The sequence below is a fragment of the Kribbella sandramycini genome, assembly GCF_013131805.1.
GTDB lineage: Bacteria > Actinomycetota > Actinomycetes > Propionibacteriales > Kribbellaceae > Kribbella > Kribbella sandramycini.
In genome coordinates, this window is record NZ_JABJRC010000003.1 from 673931 (window position 1) to 692725 (window position 18795).

17 protein-coding genes are annotated in these 18795 nt (G+C 69.3%); 11 read left to right on the forward strand and 6 right to left on the reverse strand.

Going from position 1 to position 18795, the window contains the following annotated elements:
* The 6 genes from HPO96_RS16725 (at position 1) to HPO96_RS39635 (ending at position 6227) form a co-directional block, all read left to right on the forward strand.
* Entirely contained in the window at positions 1–1044 is a 1044-nt protein-coding gene (locus HPO96_RS16725) for a hypothetical protein (RefSeq protein WP_171674363.1), read from the forward strand.
* A complete protein-coding gene (locus HPO96_RS16730; RefSeq protein ID WP_171674364.1) occupies positions 1041–2084 on the forward strand; it encodes a hypothetical protein in 1044 nt (347 codons plus the stop codon). The genes HPO96_RS16725 and HPO96_RS16730 overlap by 4 nt, the downstream gene beginning before the upstream one ends.
* 85 nt (positions 2085–2169) lie before the next feature.
* Complete coding sequence (locus HPO96_RS16735) at positions 2170–3237, forward strand: hypothetical protein (RefSeq protein WP_171674365.1); 1068 nt, start codon at positions 2170–2172, stop codon at positions 3235–3237.
* 42 nt (positions 3238–3279) lie between these two features.
* Positions 3280–4290 carry a hypothetical protein gene (locus HPO96_RS16740; RefSeq protein ID WP_171674366.1) on the forward strand — a complete coding sequence of 337 codons (1011 nt, stop codon included), beginning with the start codon at positions 3280–3282 and terminating at the stop codon, positions 4288–4290.
* Positions 4291–5322 (forward strand): hypothetical protein, encoded by a 1032-nt coding sequence (locus HPO96_RS16745; RefSeq protein ID WP_171674367.1) that lies wholly within the window; start codon positions 4291–4293, stop codon positions 5320–5322.
* A 119-nt stretch (positions 5323–5441) separates the two neighbouring features.
* Positions 5442–6227 (forward strand): siderophore-interacting protein, encoded by a 786-nt coding sequence (locus tag HPO96_RS39635; protein ID WP_337796666.1) that lies wholly within the window; start codon positions 5442–5444, stop codon positions 6225–6227.
* Here HPO96_RS39635 and HPO96_RS16755 read toward each other — a convergent pair.
* Positions 6224–6937, reverse strand: a complete 714-nt coding sequence (locus HPO96_RS16755) for a hypothetical protein (protein ID WP_171674369.1) — start codon at positions 6935–6937, stop codon at positions 6224–6226. The two genes, HPO96_RS39635 and HPO96_RS16755, sit on opposite strands and share 4 nt — an antisense overlap.
* A 46-nt stretch (positions 6938–6983) precedes the next feature.
* Between HPO96_RS16755 and HPO96_RS16760 the strand changes: the two genes are divergently transcribed.
* The 4 genes from HPO96_RS16760 (at position 6984) to HPO96_RS16775 (ending at position 12003) form a co-directional block, all read left to right on the forward strand.
* The gene (locus HPO96_RS16760; protein WP_337796667.1) at positions 6984–7877 is read left to right on the forward strand and encodes an aminoglycoside phosphotransferase family protein; all 894 of its coding nucleotides are present in this window, start codon (positions 6984–6986) and stop codon (positions 7875–7877) included.
* A gap of 129 nt (positions 7878–8006) precedes the next feature.
* Complete coding sequence (locus HPO96_RS16765) at positions 8007–9107, forward strand: betaine/proline/choline family ABC transporter ATP-binding protein (protein ID WP_171674371.1); 1101 nt, start codon at positions 8007–8009, stop codon at positions 9105–9107.
* Entirely contained in the window at positions 9107–11050 is a 1944-nt protein-coding gene (locus tag HPO96_RS16770; RefSeq protein WP_171674372.1) for an ABC transporter permease, read from the forward strand. Before HPO96_RS16765 ends, HPO96_RS16770 begins: the two co-directional genes overlap by 1 nt.
* Positions 11047–12003 carry an ABC transporter substrate-binding protein gene (locus HPO96_RS16775; protein WP_171674373.1) on the forward strand — a complete coding sequence of 319 codons (957 nt, stop codon included), beginning with the start codon at positions 11047–11049 and terminating at the stop codon, positions 12001–12003. Before HPO96_RS16770 ends, HPO96_RS16775 begins: the two co-directional genes overlap by 4 nt.
* A 3-nt stretch (positions 12004–12006) precedes the next feature.
* Here HPO96_RS16775 and HPO96_RS16780 read toward each other — a convergent pair whose 3' ends face one another.
* Positions 12007–13458 (reverse strand): FAD-binding protein, encoded by a 1452-nt coding sequence (locus HPO96_RS16780; protein WP_171674374.1) that lies wholly within the window; start codon positions 13456–13458, stop codon positions 12007–12009.
* Between the two features lie 128 nt (positions 13459–13586).
* Between HPO96_RS16780 and HPO96_RS16785 the strand changes: the two genes are divergently transcribed.
* Positions 13587–14183 (forward strand): ParA family protein, encoded by a 597-nt coding sequence (locus HPO96_RS16785; protein ID WP_171674375.1) that lies wholly within the window; start codon positions 13587–13589, stop codon positions 14181–14183.
* 291 nt (positions 14184–14474) lie between these two features.
* On the opposite strand, the gene HPO96_RS16790 is transcribed toward HPO96_RS16785, so the two are convergent.
* The 4 genes from HPO96_RS16790 to HPO96_RS16805 are packed head-to-tail and all read right to left on the reverse strand — an operon-like array spanning position 14475 to position 18794.
* Positions 14475–15662, reverse strand: a complete 1188-nt coding sequence (locus tag HPO96_RS16790; RefSeq protein ID WP_171674376.1) for an ROK family protein — start codon at positions 15660–15662, stop codon at positions 14475–14477.
* 19 nt (positions 15663–15681) lie between these two features.
* Positions 15682–16539 carry an oxygenase MpaB family protein gene (locus HPO96_RS16795; RefSeq protein ID WP_171674377.1) on the reverse strand — a complete coding sequence of 286 codons (858 nt, stop codon included), beginning with the start codon at positions 16537–16539 and terminating at the stop codon, positions 15682–15684.
* 23 nt (positions 16540–16562) lie between these two features.
* Positions 16563–18200: a PHP domain-containing protein gene (locus tag HPO96_RS16800; RefSeq protein ID WP_171674378.1), complete on the reverse strand. Its 1638-nt coding sequence runs from the start codon at positions 18198–18200 to the stop codon at positions 16563–16565.
* Between the two features lie 33 nt (positions 18201–18233).
* Positions 18234–18794 (reverse strand): GNAT family N-acetyltransferase, encoded by a 561-nt coding sequence (locus tag HPO96_RS16805; protein ID WP_171674379.1) that lies wholly within the window; start codon positions 18792–18794, stop codon positions 18234–18236.
* Position 18795: the final 1 nt, after the last annotated feature.

An 18795-nucleotide genomic window follows, 5' to 3' on the forward strand; every position in this document is an offset into this window, starting at 1 on the left:
ATGACCAGACGCGTCCTGGCGGTTCTCCTGGCCGCACCCCTGGCCGGAGCGGCCCTGACCGGTACGGCGCACGCCGCCGACCCGGATTTCAGCGCCGAATCGATCGTCGTCGACCGCTCGAGTGTCGCGGTCGCCAGTCTGAACACCGTCGCAGTCACCATCACCGTGAAGGGCAAGGTCAACGTCGGGAATCCGGCCGCGACCGACGTTCAGCTGTACGCGAACCTGAAGCGCACCGGCGCGGCGCCGGCCGGGATCAGCTGGGTGGTCTCCGACAACCTGAAGCAGATCTCCGGCACCGCCGCGGACGGCGTCTGGCAAGGCAAGGTCAACGTGCCGTCCACCGCCAACGGCACGTTGACGATCGACGGGATCGCCCTCGGCCGCTTCGACCCGGCGTCGGGCTCCAACATCAGCCCGACGCCGGTCGACGGCCCGGTCATCGACGTCAAGGGCGTCCATCAGCCGAAGTTCACCGCGACGCCGACCCCGGCCGTCTCGGCACTCGGCACACCGGTCTCGATCCGCTGGCAGGTCACCGACTCCGAGACCGGTCAGCCGTACGGCAGCAAGCTGAAGGTCATCGTTGCGGACGACAACGGCTGCGTCGAGCGCGTCGGCGCGGCCGGCTCGGTGCTGACCGACACCGCCGGGGTCATCGTCCAGAAGGCCGTATCGGACGACGCGGTGAAGTGCTTGCTGATCCCGGGCAGCCAGGCGCCGATCGGCGGCACGTCGACCGTCCTCGACCACCCCGGCGTCGTCACCGCCGTCCCGGCGAAGACCAGCGCCAAGGTCGGGACGATCGTCCCGGTCAACGGCGTCGTCAAGGTCGCGCCGCTGTACTGCCCGGTCAACCTGCAGCGACTGTACGGCGCGAGCCAGTGGCGCACCGTAGGCACCGTGAAATCGGACTCCCGAAAGCGGTACACGCTCCAGGCCCAGCCGGCCTACAAAGGCCGGATTCCCTACCGTGTGCAGTTCCCCACATGCTCGAACTACCGGACCGCGGTGAGCCCCACGTTCCACATCATGGGCACATGAAGACTCGAACCATCTTGACCGCCCTGGGCGCCGTGCCGCTGGTCGGCGCGGTGCTCACCGGTCTCCCGGCGGCGGCCGGGCCCGTGGCGTGGGGCCTTCAGGTCCAGAGCGTCGAACTGAACAAGGCGTCCGTCGCGGTGGCCGGGCTGAACACCGTCCCGGTGACGATCGTCGTGAAGGCGACGTACGACGAGGGTAAGCCGGGGCAGGTGATGCACGCCGAGCTGAACGCCGATGACACGTACCCGGGCACCCAGGTGTTCTCGGAGCCGTTGACGCTGATCGCCGGCTCGGGCACCGACGGCACCTGGCGGGGCACGGTGAACGTGCCGTCGACGGCGAACGGCAAGTTCGTGGTGAGCAAGGTGCGGGCCGGCGCGTGGGATCCGAAGGTCCAGTCCCCGGACATGGGCTTCGTCGAGAACGTCTCGATGACGGTCAAGGGCGTGCACATCCCGAAGATCACCCACCAGGTCGACCAGGATCCGGTGCCATTCGGGAAGCCGTACAAGATCACCTGGCGGGTCACCGATTCCGCGACCGGCAAGCCGTACGGGACCAAGCTGAAGGTGATGTCCTTCAAGGGCGTGACCTGCCTGGAGACCAAAGGCCTCAAGAGCCCCGTCCACACCAACACCGCCGGTGCGCTCGTCGTGTCCTACCAACCGAAGGATGCGGACAGCCTGAACTGTCTGCTGCTGCCCGGCACCCAGGCGCCGATCGACAGCCGCGTGATTGCGCCCAACCGCCCGGGTGTGGTCAGCGCGACGCCGGCGAAGACCAGCGCCAAGGTCGGCACGAGCGTCGACGTCAAGGGCAACGTGCTGGGCTTGAACATGGACTGCTCGGTCTACCTGCAGAAGCTGCACGGCGCCTCGCAGTGGCGCTCGCTGCGCAGCACCAAACTCGGGCAGAGCGGCCGGTACACGTTGCAGGCGCAGCCGACGGCCAAGGGGAAGGGCACCTACCGGGTCCAGTTCCCGAAGTGCCGGGAGACGCTCGCGGGCGTCAGCAAGAGCTTCAGCATCACCGGTGTGTGATTCCGGTCCATCCGTCGCGCCCGATCGCGCAGTAGTTCGGCGCGCGTCTTGGCGCGACGGGTGGATCAGCCGCACGCTCAGCAGTATGCGGAAGACACGAGTGGTTGCGGCGCTCCTCACGGCGTCGCTGGTCGGGCTGGCGCTCAGCGCCCCCGCCGCGCAGGCAGATCCGGACCCGCACCTCACGGTGACGCAGGTTCGGGTGATCAGGACGACGCCGGTCGCGGTGTCGTCGCTCAACACGGTCCCGGTCACCCTTGAGGTCGACGCCAAGTACACCTGGCCCGACGCCGAGCCGAACATGACGCTGTTCGCGATCCTGAAGCGTTCCGCGGGCACCGGACAGGTCGGCTACCTCTACTCGACACCGCTCAAGCGGTACTCCGGTACCACGCAGAACGGGAAGTGGCGGGGCGTCGTCAACGTGCCCTCGACTGCGAACGGCAAGTTCAAGGTCACCGGGATCATGACCGGGCAGTTCTGGCCCGGCAGCGGTGACATGACCGACCCGACACCGGTACCGGACCCGCAACCCGTGGAGCTGACGGTCAACGGCACCAACCAACCGCGGATCACCGCCCGCGTGCTCCCGGACCCAGTGCCCTTCGGCAAGGGCTACACGATCCGCTACTCGGTGATCAACGGTCAGACCGGTAAGCCGTACGGCAGCAGGCTCCGGGTCTGGCTGCGGGACGACAACCAGTGCGTCGAGGCCTTCGGCGGCCCTGGTGAGCTCACCGACACGAACGGCTACATCAACAAGGTCGTGCCGGCCGGCCCGAACGCCGGTGAGTACCTGAACTGCCTGCTCCTGCCAGGCGACCCGGCCCCCAATGGCTGGCTGTCCATCTTCGTCAACCGCCCCGGCATCGTCTCGGCGACGCCGTCCAAGACCAGCGCGCCCGTCGGCTCCCTGGTCCCGGTGACCGGCTCCGTCGCCGGCGCGCCGTACCGGTGCCCGGTCAACCTGCAGCGTCTGTACGGCGCCACCCAGTGGCGGACGGTCGGCACCGACACGGTCCGGCAGAGCGGCCGCTTCACCCTCACCGCGCAGCCGGCGTACAGGGGCAACATCCCGTACCGGGTCTCGTTCCCGGCTTGCTACAACTACAAGGCCGGCGTCAGCAAGACCTTCACGATCAAGGGGACCTGATTCCGGTCTAGTGGAGCCGCCAGGAGGCTTCAAGCTGTGGGTATGACGAATCGACGCGTACTCGCCGCTCTCCTGGCGGCTCCGCTGGTGGTGACGACGCTCGGGGTGGCGCCGCAGGCGCAGGCCGAGCCGAAGATCGCGATCACCGATCTGAAGGTGAGCCGGTCGAGTCTGGCCGTCTCGTCGCTGAACACGGTGCCCGTGACGGTGACGCTGGACAGCACCTCGACGTCCGATGGGACGTACTTCGTGCAGTTCAAGCGGGTGGCCGGGTCGGGGCCGGAGGACGAGTTGTTCTCGATGCCGCTGCAGAAGGTCAAGCCGGGCACCTGGTCGGGGGTGCTGAACGTGCCGTCGACCGTGAACGGGACGATCAAGGCGACCGCGGTGGTGGCCGGTGAGTGGCAGCACGGCGTCGACCTGTGGGATCCGACGCCGGTGGACGGGCCGACGATCGCGGTGACCGGGGTGCACATCCCGAAGGTCGTGTCGACGGTGATTCCGAAGCTGCCGCCGTACAACACGCCGTACTCGATCAAGTGGCAGGTCCTCGACTCGCAGACCGGCAAGCCGTACGGCACCAAGCTGAAGGTGATGCCGCGTGAGGACAACCAGTGCGTCGAGGGCGACGTCACGCGCACCGTCCTGACCGACACGAACGGCGTCCTGACCAAGAAGTACCCGGCCGGCGACCAGGTGCTCTGCTTCCTCCTCCCGGGCAAGCCGGCGCCGATCCTGCGGTACGGCGTCCGCGTCGACCACCCGGCCGTCATCACGGCCACCCCGTCCCGGACGAGCGCCCCGGTCGGAACAGTTGTCCCGGTCAACGGTTCGATCGTCGGCTCGCCCGTGGGCTGCGGGGTGAACCTCCAGCGCTTGTACGGTGCCTCCCAGTGGCGCACGGTCGGGAGCAGCACGGTCCGCGCGAGCGGCCGCTTCACCCTGAATGCGCAGCCGGCCTACAAGGGCGTCATCCCGTACCGGGCCCAGTTCCTCGCCTGCAACCACTTCGTCGACGGCGTCAGCAAGACCTTCACGATCAAGGGAATCTGAGTGAAAACAGTCCGCGCAGTTCTCGCCCTGTCCCTGGCCGGTACGGCGTTCGGCGTCGCACCGGCCGCCCATGCCGCCGACCCGGCGCAGTCGGTCTCCGACGTCCGTCTGAGCCGGAGCAGCGTGTCCGTGTCGTCGCTGAACACGGTGCCGATCACCATCGAGGTCGACGGGAAGTTCCCCGGCTGGGGCGCGAACGAGACCTTGCACGTGGACCTCGAACGGGCCGGCGGCAAGGGCCGGCTCGACTACCTGTACTCGGCCGAGCTGACCCGGTACGAGGGAACGGTTGCTGACGGCAAGTACCGGGGCGTGCTGCACGTCCCGTCGACCGCCAACGGCACTTTCCAGGTCGACAGCGTCATCACCAGCGGCACGCTCATCACCGGCGAGGGTGAAGGCGTGAAGGTCGTGAACGGACGGAAGATCGACGTCACCGGGACGAACCAGCCGCGGATCACCGCGAAGGCGCTGAACGAGCCCAGCCCGGTCAGCAAGCCGTACACGATCCGCTGGTCGGTGATCAACGACCAGACCGGCAAGCCCTACGGCAGCAAGATCAAGGTCGGCCTGAACCAGGACACCGGCTGCGGCTGGAACGGCGGTGCGACGCTGCTGACCGACACCGCCGGCTACATCACCCGCACGTATCCCGCGGCGAACACCATCCCGCTCACCTGCCTGGTTGTCCCCGGCAACCCGATGCCGATCGCCAAGGGCTGGGCCGACGTCAAGCGGATCCCCGGTGTCTCGGCGACCCCGGCCCGGACCAGCGCCCCGGTCGGCACGAAGATCGCCGTCAAGGGTGCGGTCACCGGCGGGACCTACCAGTGCAAGGTGCACCTGCAGCGGCTGTACGGCGCCACCCAGTGGCGCTCGGTCGGCAACACGGCCCTCGACTACCAGAAGGGCAGCTACACGCTCACCGCGCAACCGGCGTACAAGGGCAACATTCCCTACCGCGTCCTGTTCCCGGCCTGTAACAGCCTGGTGACCGCCACCAGCAAGCAGTTCGTCATCCGCGGAACCTGAGCTTGACGGTTGGGGTGCGTGGGCTAGCCTGACTTAGGTAGGCCTAACTTCCGGTTGAGAGGACCTGTGGTCACGTGACCAGCCCCGCACCCCGCCGTAACCGTGTTTGCAAGCGGGCCGTGGTCCGTCGTACCGAACGGATCACTCCGCACATGATCAGGGTGGTGTTCGAAGCCGACGGCTTCGTCGACAACGGCACCACCGACCACTACGTGAAGCTGATGTTCACCAAGCCCGGCGTCCAGTACGCCGAGCCGCTCGACATGGGCGCGGTCCGGGACACGCACCCGCCCGAGGAGTGGCCGACGATGCGGACCTACACGGTGCGCAACTTCGACGAGGCGGCGAACGAGCTCACCATCGACTTCGTCCACCACGGTGACGAGGGCGTCGCCGGGCCGTGGGCCGCGGCGGCCCAGCCGGGTGACGAGCTCTGGTACTTCGGCCCCGGTGGCGCCTACGCGCCGGAGGCGAGCGCTGCGTGGCACCTGCTCGTCGGCGACGAGAGCGCCCTGCCGGCGATCGGCGCCGCGGTCGAGCAGTTGCCGCCGGGCGCCCGCGCGACCGTGCTGGTCGAGGTCGAGGACGAGACCGAGGAGCAGAAGCTCGTCGGCGCCGGCGAAGTCGAGCTGACCTGGTTCCACCGGGCCGGCAGCGCGCAGAGCCGCGGTGACGCGCTGGTCGCGGCCGTCGAGGCGCTGGAGTTCCCCGAGGGAGACGTCCAGGCGTTCGTACACGGCGAGGCCGGCTTCGTCTTCCGGATCCGCAAGCACCTGTTCACCGAGCGCGGTCTCCCCCGCGACCGTGTCTCGCTGTCCGGCTACTGGCGCCTCGGCAAGAACGAGGACGGCTGGCAGGCCGAGAAGGCCGAGACCGCGGCCAAAGAGGCCGCCGCGAAGAACTAACGCGTACGGCGCCGGTCCAGCAACTGCAGCAGGATCGGCGCCTCGTTGGTCGGCAGCACCCAGTCCTCGCCAGCGGCCTGCAGGATCAGCGCGGGCCCAGCCGTCCCGACCACGGTCAGCGCGATCGGGAACTTCAGCCTTTCCGCGCCGCTGAGATCGACCTCGAACGTCCCGGTCAGCGCGCTCAGCGGATACGTCCGGGACTGATCCGGCGTCCGCGGCATCGGGTGCCCCTGGATGGTCACGGAGTCCGCGCCGAGCAGCACCAGGCCCGCCGGCGCGCCGCGCAGCCGAAAAACCAGCTCGTACGCCGAATCGGCCAGCTCCTCCGAGTACGGGACGAGCAGCGTGTGGTTGGCCCGCCGGGCCAGCAGCAGACCGGCCAGCAACCCGAGGATCAGGAACGGCAGCGCCAGGATGGCCGGCCACCAGACGCCGATCACCAGCGGGTAGAGCGACCCGATCAACCCGGCCAGCCCGCCGAACAGCCCGCCGATCGCCGCCCACCAGCGCGGGTGGAACCGATGCCGCCCTCGCAGGACGACGCCCGCGGCCAGCATCCCGAGCGGGACGACCGCCCCGGCCCAGGCCGCCGTCGGTCCGTTCAGGCCGACCCAGGCGACGATCCCGAGCAGGAGCACCGGGAAGCCCAGATAGGTCACCGCGACGATCCGCTGCACGCGCCGGTCCCGGCGCTCCATCTCGCTCACGGGAAAACCCAAGCACATGACCGCCTCAGCACCTACTGTGCCGAGCGTGATCGTGATTCCCGCTGAGTTGATCGACGCCCACGAAGACGACGAACCCGAGTGGCTGGCCGCCCTGCCCGCACTCGTCGACGACTACACCGCCCGCTGGGAGCTGACCCGCACGGGCGCCGTCCTGAACGGCGCCGCCTCGCTGATCGTCCCCGTCGTCCGCACCGACGGCACGGCGGCGATGCTCAAACTCCAGCCGACCAACGACGAGAACTTCCACGAGGCCCTCGCCCTGCGGACCTGGCAGCCGGACGACGTCGTCGGCGTCCTCGAGGACGACCCCGACACCACCACGATCCTGCTGGAGCGGCTGCACCCGCGGATGCTCAGCGATCTCCCCGACCACGTCGAGGCGACCAAGATCCTGGCCGAGCTGCTGGGCCGGCTGTCCGCCGTCCCTGCGCCCGCCGAGCTGCGCCGGCTGTCGGATCTCGCGGCCGAGCTGGTCGAGGATGCTCCGGGCCTGATCCCGGACCTTGCAGACCCGGCCGAGCAGAAGCTGATCCAGCGGTTCGCCGACCAGGTCCGGGAGCTGATCCCGGAGGCCGGTGACCGGCTCCTGCACTGGGATCTGCACTACGACAACGTGATGGCCGCCGACCGGCAGCCGTGGATCGTCATCGACCCCAAACCGCTGGCCGGCGACCCGGCGTTCGAGCTGTTCCCGGCGCTGAACAACCGCTGGGCCGACCTGCGCGGCACCGGCGACCTGCACCAGGCGATCCGGGACCGCTTCGACCTGATGCTCGACGTGACCGGTATCCCGCGCGACCGGGCCCTGGCCTGGACGGCGGGCCGCATCCTGCAGAACGTCCTCTGGGATCTGGAGGACGAGGAGAGCGAGATCGACCCCGTCCAGCGCGAGATCGCCGCCGCCCTCCGCCTGGGGTGAGCAACCGCCGAACCGGGCATAACAGTCATGATTGACGAGACAGACACCTCACCCGACACTGGGGCCTGCTCGTTGGATACAGTCGCGGTTCCGATGATTCCGCCTGGCGGGGGATGCGAGGGTTAGTCCGTGACCGCTCAACTCGAGTATCCCGACGTCCAGGACAGTGACGCGCTGCTGTCGATCCAAGGGCTGTGGAAGGTGTTCGGCCCGAAGGCGCAGCGGGTGCCGCGGCGGCCGGAGCTGGCCGCGCTGGACCGGTCGGCGCTCCACGCCAAGACCGGGTGTACGGCGGCCGTCCGCGATCTGAGCTTCGACGTGGCGCCCGGTGAGGTGTTCGTCGTGATGGGCCTGTCCGGCTCCGGGAAGTCGACGCTCGTGCGCTGCCTGACCCGGCTGATCGAGCCGACCGCGGGCAGCCTGATCTTCGAGGGCGAAGATCTGGTGACCGCCGACGAGAAGCGGCTCCGGGCGCTCCGCCGGAGCAAGTTCTCGATGGTCTTCCAGCACTTCGGCCTGCTCCCGCACCGCAAGGTGATCGACAACGTCTCCTACGGCCTGGAGGTGCGCGGCGAGAGCAAGCCGGACCGTCGCCGCCGCGCCCAGGAGGTGATCGACCTGGTCGGCCTGCGCGGGAACGAGCAGCTCTACCCCGAGCAGCTGTCCGGCGGGATGCAGCAGCGGGTCGGCCTGGCCCGCGCGCTCGCCAACGACCCGGACGTCCTGCTCTTCGACGAGCCGTTCTCCGCGCTCGACCCGCTGATCCGCCGCGAGATGCAGAACGAGGTCGGCCGGCTGCACCGCGAGGTCGGCAAGACGATGGTCTTCATCACCCACGACCTGACCGAGGCGCTCAAACTCGGTGACCGGATCCTGCTGATGCGCGACGGCGCCGCCGTCCAGCTCGGCACCGGCGACGAGCTGGTCGGAGCGCCCGCGGACGACTACGTCCGGGACTTCGTCCGCGACGTGCCGCGCGCCGATGTCCTCACCCTGCGCTGGATCGCCCGCGACCCGCGGCCGGACGAGGTGCTCGACGGCCCCGAGCTCGGCCCGGACGTCCTGGTTCGCGAGGCGACGCGGCTCGTGCTCGAGTCCGATCGTCCGGTCAAGGTGGTCGAGGGCGGGCAGTTGCTTGGTGTGATCGGCGACGAGGAGATCCTCGCGGTCGTCGCTGATCCGGCCGACTCGCATTGGTCGGCGCGTCCGTCCGACCGTCCGGCAACCTGATGGCGGCGATCACCAGCGACGTGCAGGTGGAGGTACGTCGGCCGCGGCGCAGCGTGGTCATCGGCGTCCTGCTGGTGGCCTGGGTGGCTGCCTACTTCCTGCTCAGCGGTATCCACACGCTGCCGCTCGGCGGTCAGGAGACGACCGGCTTCCACCGCTGGCTGACCGAGCATCGGGACGCGGTCGGCGCGGGCAACCTCGTCTTCGACGCGATCCGGGCTGCTGTCGACAACATCGTCGTCCTGCTTCAGAACGTGCTCTCCCAGCCGTCGTACGGCCGTCCGGTCCCGGTGATCGGCTGGCTCGGGGTGGTCGCCGCGTCGGCGTACCTCGCCTGGGCCTTCGGCAACTGGAAGGTCGCGCTGCTGACCGCGGCAGGCCTCGGCTTCGTCGGGCTGCAGGGGCTGTGGCAGGAGAGCATGGACACGCTCGCCCTGACCATCGCGGCCGTGCTGCTCTCGCTGCTGGTCGCGATCCCGCTCGGGATCTGGGCCGGGCTGTCGAACCGCGCGTTCAAGGTCGCGACCCTGGTCCTCGACCTGATGCAGACGCTGCCGACGTTCGTCTACCTCGCGCCGCTGACGCTGTTCTTCGCGATCGGCCCGGCCGCGGCGACGATCGCGACGTTGATCTACGCCGCGCCGCCCGCCGTCCGGCTGACCGCGCACGCGATCCGCAACGTGCCGCCGGAGAGTGTCGAGGCGTCCCGCTCACTCGGCTCGACCCGCGGTCAGACGCTGACCAAGGTGCTGCTGCCGATGTCGCGCAGTACGGTCGTGGTCGGGATCAACCAGACGATCATGGCCGCGCTCTCGATGGTCACGGTCGCCGCGCTGATCGACGCGCCGGGCCTCGGCCAGACCGTGTTGAAGGCGCTGCAGACGCTGGACGTCGGCGTCGCGTTCAACGCCGGGCTGGCGATCGTGGTGATCGCGATCGTGCTCGACCGGGTCACCACCGCGGCCGGTGACCGGCCCTGGCGGACGGCGAGTGTCCGGCGGAAGATCCTGCTCGGCGCGGGCGGCGTCGGCGTCCTGGTCGCGATCTGGTTCTCGCGGACCTACGTGTGGGCGGCCGAGTTCCCGACCGACGTCAACCTCGGCGCGCGGATCGCCGTCCTGGCCGCCGACGTGACCACCTGGGTCCAGGACGTCTTCGGCGGTCTTACGTACGGCGTCCGCGACGCGGTCACGCTCGGCGTGCTGAACCCGCTCGAGGCGTTGCTGACCGGGTCGCCCTGGTGGCTGGTCGGTGCGGTCGTGGTCGCGATCGCCGCCGTCCTCGGCCGCTGGAAGGCCGCCGTACCGGCAGTCGTCTGCATCGGCCTCCTGGTCGGCACCGGCGTCTGGCAGGACAGCATGATCACGCTGGCCTCGACGCTGCTCGCCACCATCGTGGTCGTCGCCGTCGGGCTCACGCTCGGCGTCTGGGCCGGGCGCAACCGCCGGGTCGACCTCGTCATCCGCCCGATCCTGGACGCCGGCCAGACGATGCCGCCGTTCGTCTACCTGGTCCCGTTCCTCGCGCTGTTCGGCACCAGCCGGTTCACCGCGATCGCGGCCGCCGTCGTGTACGCCGTCCCGGTCACCGTCAAAATCGTTGCGGACGGCATCAAGGCGGTCCCGGTCGCGACCGTCGAGGCGGCCACCTCGGTCGGCTCCAGCAGCTGGCAGGTGATCAGCAAGGTGCAGCTCCCGGTTGCCCGCCGGGCGATCACGCTGGCCGTCAACCAGGGCCTGATCTACGTGCTCGCGATGGTCGTCGTCGGCGGCCTGGTCGGCGCCGGCGCGCTCGGGTACGACGTCGCCGCCGGCTTCGCGCAGAGCGAGCTGTACGGCAAGGGCCTGGCGGCCGGTGCGGCGATCGTGCTGCTCGGCGTCCTGCTCGACCGCATCACCCAAGCGGCAGCCCCGAAGCCGCACGGAAAAGGAGAGAAGCAGTGAAGAAACTCCGGTACGCCGGTGTCTTGACCGCCACGGTGTTGGTTCTGGCCGGTTGTGGCGGCGCGAAGGTCGGTGAGGAGCAGAAGCCGGCCGCCGGTGGGAAGGAGTGCGGCAGCTTCAACCTGACCGTCAGCCCCTGGGTGGGCTACGAGGCGAACGCCGCCGTGGTCGCCTACGTCGCCACCAAGGATCTCGGCTGCAAGGTGGTGAAGAAGAACCTCAAGGAGGAGATCGCCTGGCAGGGGTTCGGCACCGGCGAGGTCGATGTGAACCTGGAGAACTGGGGTCACGAGGACCTGAAGAAGAAGTACATCGAGACCGACAAGGTCGCGGTCGAGGCCGGCTCCACCGGGGTCAAAGGCGTGATCGGCTGGTACGTGCCGCCGTGGATGGCGGCCAAGTACCCCGACATCACCGACTCGAAGAACTTGAACAAGTACGCCGACCTGTTCAAGACCTCCGAATCCGGCGGCAAGGGTCAGCTGCTCGACGGCGACCCGTCGTACGTGACCAACGACGAGGCGCTGGTGAAGAACCTGAACCTCAACTACAAGGTCGTCCAGAGCGGTAGCGAGACGGCGCTGATCCAGGCCTTCCGGGATGCCGAGAAGGACAAGAAGCCGCTGCTCGCGTACTTCTACGAGCCGCAGTGGTTCTTCAACGAGGTGAAACTGGTCAAGGTCAACCTGCCTACCTACACGGCCGGTTGTGACGCGGACCCGGCGAAGATCGCCTGCGACTACCCGCCGTACGACCTGGACAAGATCATCTCCAAGAAGTTCGCCGACTCGGGTAGCCCGGCGGTCGACCTGGTGAAGAAATTCCAGTGGACCAACGAGGACCAGAACGCGGTCGCGCGGATGATCGCCGTCGACAAGATGACCCCGGACGCGGCGGCCGAGAAGTGGGTCACCGACAACCGCGCCAAGGTCGACGCCTGGCTCGCGAAGTAGTCCCTAGAAGATCCCGGGGCCCGGGGTCAGGACGCCCGCCGGGTCGTACTTGCGCTTGAGTGTGCGCAGGTGCGGCCAGCGGTCGCCGTAATGCTGCTGCCAGTCGGCCCGGGTGAACGGGACCGACTCGATCGGGTAGCGGGTCGCGCCGAGCGCCCGCGCCCGGTCGAACAGGCGGCGGTTCCGCTTCAGCATCTCGGCCGCGAACTCCGGCTTCGCATCCTTCGCACCCGCGGTCATCAGCGTGAACAGGTAGACCCAGTCGCTCCCGTCGGACGCCGGGAGTCGCAGCGAGGGCCGCGTCAGCTTGGCCCGGCGATGTGCGTAGAGGAGCACGAAGCCGCCGTCCCCGACGTCCTTCGGGGTCAGCTTGGTGACGACCTCGGTGACGAACTGCTCGACCGAGCTCTCGGGTAGCCAGAGCGTCAGCCAGGGCTTCATCAGGTTGTCCCAGTCCAAGGCGGCGCGGAGTTGCTCGACGGCGACGTCGATCCGGGTCACATGCGGCAGGAAGTCGGCTTGGCTGACCGTGGCCTCGGACGCCGGCTTGGTCAGCCCGCGAAGCAGCTGCGTGTCGACCGGCGGTTCGGCCACCGAGTGGAACGTGAACGCGTTCAAGTGGCTCACCTCGCCGCGCTCCCCCGGCCGCCACCAGTCGCCGTAGATCTCGCTGATCTCGGCGCGCTTGATCAGGGTCTTGAAGTCTTTGAAGAAGTCCTTCGAGCTGCGGTAAGCGAGCTCGTGCCCGCGAACCTTGGCCGGCGCCGGGCCGAGCCGGACGGTCGCCTGGGTGATGATCCCGAACTGGCCGACCCCGGCCAGGACGGCTTCGAACAGCTCCCGGTCCTTGGACTTGGAGCAGCGCTTCAGCTCACCGGAGCCGGTGACGACCTCGAGCTCGAGCACGCTGTCGACCTGCCCGCCGGACTGGATCGCCGGCGGGATCCCGCCGAGGGACAGCGTGCCGCCGAAGGTGAGGCCGAGGAAGCCGGTCAGGGCCGGCGGCGTCAGCCCCTTGGCGTGGGCGGCGTTGGTCAGCTGGAGCCAGTCGGCCCCGGCGTCCACGACCGCGCGGTCGGCGTCGATCCGGTGGATCTTGCGCAGGGCCCGCATCTCGATGATCAGGCCGCCGGACAGCCCCTGGCCGTCGGTGGTGTTGGCCAGCCCGCGCGCGGCCACCCGGACCCGATTCCGGACGCAGTACTTGACCATGGCCTGGATGTCCCGGACCGAGCCGGGGACGAGCACCGCCTGCGGCACCCTCTGCACGTACCGGCCCGCGTCCTTCGACACGCCCTCCCGGCTCGGGGTGTCCAGCAGCACCTGTCCGTCCAGCGGTGGCAACGGGTCGACATTGTCGCCCGCGGTGGTCGCCCAGGAGCGGCGGACCGGGTCGAATCCGGTCACCAGGATCCCGAGTCCGAGGGCTCCGAGCAGGGCACGGCGAGTACTCATCCACTCTCCTTCGACAGGTTGAAGTCAGGTTGAGCTTGTTCAAGGGGGCCGTGGGCAATTATCACGGGCTTGCGGAGCAACGCCGACGACACGCCGGATTTCCGGCGAAACACGGTAGCGTCGGGTTCATGATCATCGTGACAGCTGCACTGAAGGGCGGGGTCGGGAAGACAACCACGTCGGTGTACTTGGCCGCGCTGGCATCTTCCAACCGTCGCACAGCCACTCTCGTCGACGCGGATCCACAAGGCAGCGCCGCCGACTGGATCGATGCCTCGGACGACGCGAACCTGGCCCGGATCGAGATCGCCGAGGCGCCGACCGAGCGGCTGCTGACCAAGGCGCTGGACAAGGTGCCGCCCGAGGGGATCGGTATCGTCGACATGCCGCCGTCCCACGAGCGGCTGCTCAACAAAGCCCTCGAACGGGCCCGGATCGTGGTCATCCCGACCCGCGTCGGCGGCGTCGAGACCCCGCGCGTCAAGGCCGTCCTCGAGCTGGTCCCCGAGGACGTCCCGGCCGGGGTCGTGATCTGCTCCGCGCGGACGTACACCCGCGCCTACCAGGACCTGATGGAGCAGTACGCGAAGGAGGGCATCCCGGTCTGGGGGTCCATCCCGGAGCGCGTCTCCATCACCGCCGGCCCCGACGGCCCGCTCGCCGGTGACGGCCTGGAGGCCTACAAAAAGGTCTGGCGCAAGATCCTCGCCGCCGCCCGCACCTGACGCCCCCGCCCCCACCTGCCGCCGCCGTCCCCACCTGACGCCGCCGTCCGGACGATCCCGTTTGCCTAGCCCGCCCACCAACGGCCTGGGCTGGCCAGGCAAACGGTGGGTGGGCCAACTGCAGGCCGCTGGCCCACCCCCACGGGCGTGGGCCGACCCACCCACCCACCCGTTTGCTAGGCCGGCCCACCCGTTTGCTGGGCCGGCCCGGGAGTTGGTGGGTGGGCCAGTTGGAGGCGGTTGGCCTACCCACACTTTCCTGGGTCAGCCCAGCAAATGGCGGGTGTGGGGTCAACGTTGCAACGGGGGCTCGCCGCGGACGTATGTGCGGATGACGGTGGCCGCCGCGCCGCGGGCCCAGTCGTCGAAGGTGTGCGAGCGGAGCATCAGGCGGCAGTCGCCGGCGGCGCCGAAGGCATGCGCGGCGAAGGCCTGCCGCATCCGCTCCTCGTAGAGGTCGTACTCCGCCACGCCCTCGCCGGCGATCACGACCAGCTCGGGGCCGACCAGGTTGACCATCGCGGCCAGCGCGGAGCCGATCACCTCACCGGCCCGGTCGAAGGCCGCGCGGGCGTGCTCGTCACCGTCGTGCGCGAGCTCGATCGCGTCGGCCAGATCCAGATTCGGGCGGCCGGTGGTCTCCCGGGCCCGGGCCAGGATCGCGTCCGACGACGCCACGGTCTCGACGCAGCCCCGGCGTCCGCAGGTGCAGACCAGGTCACCAGGAGCCAGCGGCAGGTGGCCGAGCTCGCCGGAGACGCCGTACGCGCCGGAGACGACCTCGCCGTTGATGTAGAGCCCGCAGCCGATCCCGGAGCCGATGGTGACCACGGCGAACGAGTCGGCATCGACGCCGACGCCGAACCAGTGCTCGGCGACGGTCAGCGCGCGGACGTCGTTCGTGACCACGATCGGCACCTTGAGTCGCTTGCCGAGCAGTTCGGCCACGGCCACCTCGCGCCAGCCCATGAACGGCGAGTCCCGGACGACGCCGTGCCGCTCGTCGACATCACCCGACACCGCGACGCCGATGCCGACCAGCGGCCCGGCGGTCCTCAGGGTCGCGATCAGCTCCTTCGCCAGGCCGGCGAGCTGCTCGATCACCGCATCGGGAGCCGTGTCGTCGAGGGGCCGATGACAGACGTTGAGGATGCCGGCGGTGAAATCCGTCGTCACGCCGATCAGCGCGGTCGGCGTCACCTTGAGGCCGATCACCGACACGCTCTGCGGGACGACGGTCAGCGGGCTGACCGGACGCCCGATCCCGGTCTGATCGGCGCCGAGCGGCGCGGCCGCCTGATCGGTGACGAACCCGGCCTCGATCAGCGGCGCGACGGCCTTGGTGACGGCGGCCTGGGACAGGCCCGTCCGCCGGGCGATCTCCACTCGCGGGATCGGGCCTTGGGTCAGGATCCGGGTCAGCACCTCGACCCCAGCCGGCGTGGCAAGGGGAAGTTGGCGACTCGGACGCTGCGGCACGAGAACAACCTACCGGCGTCTAGCCCTTGAGGTCGGTTCTTTCCAACGTTGGCGAGGTCAGCGCCCAGCGAATGGTCCGGGTAAGCGCTTCACCGGCGCCACGGACCATAGTTTGTTCTGTCAAAGGCAGGTAGGGCAGGCGCAGCGGCCACCGGGTCCACCACGGCAGCAGCCCGACCGCGGCCGCCGTCAGGACGCCATACGCCGGGCGCGCGGCCCACGGGACCGGCGGGTGGACGAGGATGAAGCGCGCGGCCTGCCGGGCCTCGGTCGTGCCGCGCAGCTCGGGTTGGTAGTCGGACAGCGTCTGCTGCAGCTCGGCGACTGTGGTCGGCGGGTCGATGACTCCGAGCTTTCCGGCGACCAGGGCGGCTTCGGCGACGTACTGGTCGCTCTCGGCCGCGGTGAGCGGGTTGGCGCCGTACCGCTGGTGTGCGGTCAGGAAGCTGTCCACCTCGGCGACGTGCACCCACTTGAGGAGATGCGGGTCGCTGGCGCGGTACTTCACTCCGCTCGGGCTGGTCCCGCGGATGCGCTCGTGGACCGACCGGACCCGCTCGATGGCCTCCTCAGCGGCTGGGACCGCGCCGTACGTGGTGATGGCGAGGAAGTAGCTGGTCCGCTGCAGGCGGCCCCACGGGTCGCCGCGGTAGCCGGAGTGAGCGGAGACGGCGGCCATGGCCAGCGGATGCAGTGATTGCAGTAGCAGTGCGCGCAGACCGCCGGCGAACATCGACGCATCGCCGTGGACGCGTCGGATCGGGCTGTCCGGCGCGAACCAGCGCGGACCGGGTGTGTTGTGCACCCGGTCCCGTTCAGCGAATGGGTCCGGTCCGGCGATCTTCGTCAGGATCATCCGTGCCAGCTGGTCCCTCATACGACCAGTGTGCCCAGTTGGGCCTAATGCACATCCACGAAGATCGGATTGGTGTAGAGCCATGGGTCGCCGTCGTTCGGCACGTGCTGGATCGGCCCGGCCGGATCGATGTGCCGGCCCAGATAGCCCACTCCATGCCGACGGCCATCACTCCCGCGGACGCGGACGTAGTGCGACCGCTCAGCCCGGCCCAGCGGGATGGTCAGCTCGTACGTCCCGCTCTTCCGCTGTACGTCGACCTGCTCGACCACTCTGGTGTCGGGCGCCTTCCAGCTGTCCCGATTGGCCACCGCCCCGGTCACTGTGCCGCGAATGACGTCCACATGCGCCAGCCGCGGGAGGAATCCGTGGAAGTTCGGTCGGGTCGCACTGCTCACCTTGACCCGCAGCTCGAGCCGCTCGTGACGGCGCACCCGCAGCCGGCCGCCCAGCGTGACACCGCGCTGCCGGGAGCCCGCAGGGGCGAGCCGGACGTCGATACCGTCGACCAGTTGGCCATGGTCGACCCAGACCCGACCGGCGCGTAGCGCGGCCATCACGTCGAGATAGCCGTACTTGGTGACGCCGACGTGCGTCCGGCTGAACTGCCCGGGCCAGAAGTCGCTACCGGCCTGTGGGGTGTCGGTGTTGGTCGGCGAGGGCTTCCAGCCGAGGCTGTCGAAGTTCTGGCCGGGTGGGAAGACGCCGTCCGTCCAGGTGTCCCAGATGGTCCGGTGGTTATCGCTGTTGGTCGTGATCGAGAACAGCCGGCCCTCAGCCAGCATGCTGTCCCACAGACCGCCGACGGTCGCAGTGGCCCAGTCGAAACCGCCGTACGTGCGGTAGGCGTCAGCGGGGTAGCCGGCCCAGCTGCCCGTGCCAGGGTTGTTCACGTACTCACCGCGCTGGGCGTTCTTCACACCGCGGTAGGCGACCCAGTCCGGCGAGGCGTCGCCCTGGGAGCCCGGTGCGCCTTCCATGCCGATACAGACGCCGGTGTCGCGCCAGCCGCGCAGTTCGTGCGGTGCGTCGATGCCGAGCCGCAGCGGGTGGTTGGCGAGGACCAGGACGTCGTCGACGAAGCCGCTGCGCTTCTGCGCGGCCAGCCACTGCAGACCCTTGATCGCGTGCTGCTCGTTCTCCGGGGTGTCCGCGGAGCGGTTCGTCAGCTTGCCGTCGTACTCGCGCTCGAACTGCTGCAGCAGCGACACGTTGTTCGGGCCGGGCGCGACCAGGAGCGTGCCGTGCTCGGCAGCCGGGATGTACCACTCCAAGCCCTGGAAGATCAGCATCCGCGGGTTCTCGGCCCGGGCCTTCACGACCTCGGCGTTCTCGGCCGCGGCGCCCTTGTCGGCGTGCCCGAAGTTGCTGTGCTCGGTGAACGCCATCCAGTCCAGGCCGAACTGCGCGCCGCGCTGAGCCAGCTGACTGAAGTCGTACTTCGCGTCGTGGCTGTAGCGGCTGTGCACATGGTGATCGCCGACCAGGTAGACGAGCTCGGGATCACTCCCGCCGCTGGACGTCGTACTGGTCGCCGCGGCGGCCTCGGTCGCACCGGCCGCGCTGACCGCGAACCCCGCGCCGAGCAGACCCGCGCCGCGGATCAGGTTTCGCCGGGACACCCCCTGCGGATCGAGGGCCGTTTCGCCGACCTCAGGATCCGCCCACTCCGGTAGCTGCATGGGCGCCACCCTGCAGGTCCGGACAAACGCCCGTCAAGGCTGGAGGTGGCCCTCAGGTGAACGATCGGCGTACTCGTCCTCGAGGAGGGAGTACAACACCGAATCCCGCCAGGCGCCGTTGGTGAAGACGTGATCCCGCAGATGCCCCTCATAGCTGAAGCCGAGCCGCTTCACCACGGCGATCGAGGCCTCGTTCTCCGGGCCGATGGCGGCGGTCACCCGGTGCAGGCCGAGGGTTCCGAAGGAGAAATCGAGGAGCAGTTGGGTGGCCTCGGTGGCGTACCCGTGCTTCCAGTGCTCGGCGCCGATCGCGCAGGCGAGTTTGCCGTTGCGGTGGACGCCGGGCGCGATCCGGACCAACCCGATCACACGGTCGTCGTCCCGGCGGGCGACGGCGAGCATGTAGTCGGGGCGGTCCGCCCGGGCCGAGCGTTCGATGATGCCGTTCAGCGTCTCGATCGCCTTGGCCCGGTCGTAGCTGTCGAATGCCATCCAGACGGTGACCCGGTCGTCACCGCAGATCGCGAAGTAGTCGTCGAGATCGTCCGCGCGGAACTCGCGCAACACGATCCGCTCGCTGCTGATCGGCTCCATG